Annotated in this window: 3 protein-coding genes and 1 pseudogene; 1 reads left to right on the plus strand and 3 read right to left on the minus strand. The window is 72.3% G+C overall.

The features are described 5' to 3' along the window. A pseudogene (locus tag PV363_RS16145) lies at nucleotides 1-1,105 on the plus strand (4Fe-4S ferredoxin); the annotation flags it as partial. A gap of 33 nt (nucleotides 1,106-1,138) precedes the next feature. On the opposite strand, the gene PV363_RS16150 reads toward PV363_RS16145, so the two are convergent. The 3 genes from PV363_RS16150 to PV363_RS16160 all read right to left on the minus strand — a co-directional run. Next, a complete protein-coding gene (locus PV363_RS16150; RefSeq protein ID WP_301022866.1) occupies nucleotides 1,139-2,671 on the minus strand; it encodes an AMP-binding protein in 1,533 nt (510 codons plus the stop codon). Between the two features lie 109 nt (nucleotides 2,672-2,780). Continuing rightward, nucleotides 2,781-2,990, minus strand: coding sequence for a biotin/lipoyl-binding carrier protein (locus PV363_RS16155; protein WP_220342153.1), 210 nt, complete (start codon nucleotides 2,988-2,990; stop codon nucleotides 2,781-2,783). Then, nucleotides 2,977-4,283, minus strand: a 1,307-nt coding sequence (locus PV363_RS16160; protein ID WP_301022867.1) for a carboxyl transferase domain-containing protein, incomplete at its 5' end; no start/stop codon positions are given. The genes PV363_RS16160 and PV363_RS16155, both read right to left, overlap by 14 nt.

Genomic DNA, 4,283 nt, shown 5'->3' on the forward strand with positions numbered 1-4,283 from the left:
GGACGTCTCGCACGCCGAGCTCCTCGCCCACCACCACGCCGTCGTCTACGCGGTCGGGGCAGCGACGGACAAGACCCTCGGCATCCCCGGCGAAGGGCTTCCGGGCAGCGTGTCCGCCACCGAGGTCGTCGCCTGGTACAACGCTCAGCCCGACCGCGCACCGGCCGAGATCGACCTGTCGAGCCCGCGGGTGGTGGTCGTCGGCAACGGCAACGTGGCACTCGACGTCGCTCGCGTGCTGCTCACCGACCCGGAGGCGCTCGCGCGCACCGACATCGCGGACCACGCCCTGGAGGCGCTGCGGCGCAGTGCCGTACGAGAGGTGGTCGTGCTCGGACGGCGAGGACCCGAGGAGGCTGCGTACTCGCGTGCCGAGCTCGTCGGCATGCGCGCGATCGACGGCGTCGACCTCGTCGTGGCGGACCACCCCGCCACAGCGGCAGCCGTTGACGCCGCTCCCGTGGGCAGCAAGGCGGCGATGCTGCGAGACGTCGGTCGCGTCGACGTCGCCTGGGAGGCCGATCCGCCACCGGGCAAGCGGGTGGTGCTCGCGTTCTGGACCGCGCCGGTCGCGCTCGACGGTGACGAGGCGATCACCTCCGTACGGGTCCGCGACACCACCGGGGACCACTCGTCGGAGCAGACGATCGTCGCCGGGACCGTGGTCCGCTCGATCGGCTACCGCGGCACCCCGGTGCCCGGCCTGCCGTTCGACGAGGTCACCGGCTCGGTCCCGAACGCCCGAGGGCGGGTGCTCGGTCGCGACGGGCAGCCGGTGCCCGGGGCGTACGTCGTCGGGTGGATCAAGAGAGGGTCGAAGGGCGGGATCGGCGCCAACCGTGCCTGCGCCCAGGAGACGGTCGCGGCGCTGGTCGAGGACGTCTCGGCAGGCCGGCTGCCCGAGCCCGCCGGCTCCGCTCGCGACTTCCGCACCCTCCTGCGCAGGCGCCGCAGCGACGTCGTCGGGGTGAGGCGGATGCGGGCCATCGACCTCGCCGAGCGGCGCAACGGTGCCCTGGAGGGTCGGCCCCGCCGCAAGTTCGCGACCGTGCCCGAGCTGCTCGCCGCCGCGACCCCCGCGCGGTGGCTCGGCCGTCAACGGTGACGACCGAGCCGGCAAGCCGACGGCCGCGGGCGGTCAGTGGACCTGGCGCTGCTGGCCCTCCCAGTACGGCGCGCGCAGCTTGAACTTCTGCAGCTTGCCGGTCGCCGTACGGGCGAGCTCCTCGCGGAACTCGATCCGCTTCGGGCACTTGTAACCGGCGAGGTGCTGCCGCGTGTGCGCGATCAGGTCGCCCTCGCCCACCTCGCCGGCGTCGGGGTCGAGGACGACCAGGGCGGTGACGAGCTCACCCCACTTCTCGTCCGGGATGCCGATCACGGCCACCTCGCGTACTGCTGGGTGCAGCATGAGCGCGTCCTCCACCTCGATCGAGGTGACGTTCTCGCCGCCGGAGATGATGACGTCCTTCTTGCGGTCGGCGATCATGAGGTGGCCGTCCTCGATCGTGCCGCCGTCGCCGGTGTGGAACCAGCCGTCGGCCAGCGCGACGGCCGTCGACTCGGGGTTGTCCCAGTAGGCCTCGAGGTTGTGGTTCGACTGCGCCAGCACCTCGCCGGTGTCGTCGATCATGACGCGTACGCCGACGGCGGGGGCGCCGGCCCGGCCGAGGAGGCGGGCCTGCTCCAGCGGCTCGAGGTCGTCCCACTCCTCGCGCATGCGGCTCATCGTCAGCAGGGGCGCGGTCTCGGTCAGCCCGTAGATCTGGATGAACTCCCAGCCGAGCTCGCCGCGCACCCGCTCGATGGTGCGGGTCGGGGGAGGAGCGCCGGCCACGATGATGCGGACCCGGTCGCGGCCCGGGATCTCGCCGTCCCACGTCTTCGCCGCGTCGAGCACGGCCTGGACGACGGCGGGGGCGGCGCACATCACCGTGACGCCGTGGCGCTCCACCCGCCGGAGGATCTCGGCCCCGTCGATCTTGCGGATCACCACGTGCCGTCCGCCCATCCCGGTCACCGCGTAGGGCATGCCCCAGCCGTTCGCGTGGAACATCGGCAGGGTGTGCAGGTAGACGTCACGATCGTTGATGCTCGTCTGCCAGCCGAAGATGCTGGCGTTGGTCCACAGGTTGCGGTGCGTCAGCTGGACGCCCTTGGGCCGTGCGGTGGTCCCGGAGGTGTAGTTGATGGTCGCGGTCGCAGACTCGTCACCCTGCCAGGGCTCGGGCTCGCCCCGGGTCGCCCACATCGCCTCGTCGTCCTCGCCGAGCACGAACGTGTGCTCGGCCGTGACCGAGTCGAGCAGCCCGCGGATCTCGGGGTCGACCATCAGCACCTCCGCGCCGCTGTGCTCGACGATGTAGGCGATCTCGGCGGGCGCGAGGCGGAAGTTGATCGGGACCAGGATGCGGCCCCACCCGGAGACGCCGAAGAACGACGCGAGCAGCCGTGCGGAGTTCTGCGAGACGATCGCGACCCGCGCGCCCTGCGGCACCCCGAGGTCGTCGAGGTAGGCCGCCTGCGACCGCGCGCGACGCCCGAGCTCGGCGTACGTGACCTCGCCCCAGGACGGCGCAGGCTGGTCCGGCTCGTCCACGACGCCGATCCGCTCCGGATAGACGGTGACGGCACGGTCGAGGAAGTCGCGGACGGTCAGCGGGAAGAACATCGAGCACCTCGTACGGTCGGCGGCCGGGACGCAGGTCGTGTGACCCTGATCACGTCCTATCACGCCGCCCATGCCGCGTGAACGCGTACGAGCCGGAGAGCGCAGGCCGTCAGCCGATCTCCGCGATGACGTCGCCCTCCTGGACGATCTCGCCCTCGCGGACGCGGAGCCGGACCGTGCCCGGCTCCGCGGTGTGCACCGGGATCTCCATCTTCATCGTCTCGAGCACCGCGACCACGTCGCCGGCGGCGACGCGGTCACCCTCCCGGGCAACCAGTCGCCACACGTTGCCCACGATCTCGGCCCTAGCGGCGTACACGCGCACCCCCGCCGCGGCCGCTCTCCTCGAAGCCCAGCGTCGCCAGGGCGTCGACCAGGCGGTCACGGGTCTCCTCGGGGAGGATCACGTCGTCGACGATGCCCGCCTCGGCCGCCACGTACGGGCGAGCGACGTTCTCCCGGTACTCGGCCGCCAGCTCGTCGCGCACGGCGATCGGGTCCTCCGCGTCGCGCAGCCGGCGGCGGTGCAGCAGCGCCACCGCGCCGCCGGGTCCCATCACGGCGATCTCCGCCCCGGACCACGCCCACGAGTAGTCGGCGCCGAGCGAACGCGAGCCCATCGCGATGTAGGCGCCGCCGTACGCCTTGCGGACGACGACCGTGAGCAGCGGCGAGGTGGTCTCGACGTACGCCTTGAGCAGCTTGGCGCCGTGCGTGATCACGCCGCGGGACTCCTCGACCGTGCCGGGCAGGAAGCCGGGCACGTCCACGAAGGTCACCACCGGCAGCCCGAACCGGCCGCAGAACTCGATGAACCGTGCCGCCTTGACCGACGACTTCGCGTCGAGGACCCCGCCTCGCGATGCCGGCTGGTTGGCCAGCACGCCCACCGGCCGGCCGTCGAGGTGGCCGAACAGCGTGAGGATGCTCGGCGCGTGCGCCGGCATGAGCTCGAGGCGCGGGCCGTGGTCGAGCACGCCGTCGAGCACGTCGCGCATGTCGAAGACGACGCTCGCCTTGTCCGGGACGACGTACGGCAGCCGCTCGGCCGCCACCGGGTCGGGTCGGCGCGCGGCGACGACCGGCATCGGGGCGCCGACGTGGGAGGGCAGGTACGAGAGCAGCAGGCGCGTCGCGTGGAACGCCTCCTCCTCGTTGGTGACCTCGAGGTGCGCGACGCCGCTGGTCTCGGTGTGCATCTGCGAGCCGCCGATGTCCTCGGCGCTCGCGTCCTCCCCGGTGGTCGCCTTCACGATGTCCGGTCCGGTGAGGAACATCTGGCCCTGCTCGCGGACCATGATCGTCCAGTCGGTGAGGGCGGGGGAGTACGCCGCGGCGCCGGCGCACGGGCCGAGGATCAGCGAGATCTGCGGGATGCGTCGCTGTGCGTGGACGTTGAGGGCGAAGATCTCGCCACAGCCGTGCAGCGCCAGGATCCCGTCGTGGATGCGCGCGCCGCCGGAGTCGTTGACGTACACGATCGGGTATCCCCGGTCGATCGCGAAGCGTTGAGCCTTCTGCACCGTCTCGGCCATCACGGCGCCGATGGCGCCGGACGCGACAGCAGCGTCGTGGCTCGCGATCACGACCCCACGGCCGTCGACACGACCCC

The sequence above is a fragment of the Mumia sp. genome (genome assembly GCF_028803055.1).
Classification (GTDB): domain Bacteria; phylum Actinomycetota; class Actinomycetes; order Propionibacteriales; family Nocardioidaceae; genus Mumia.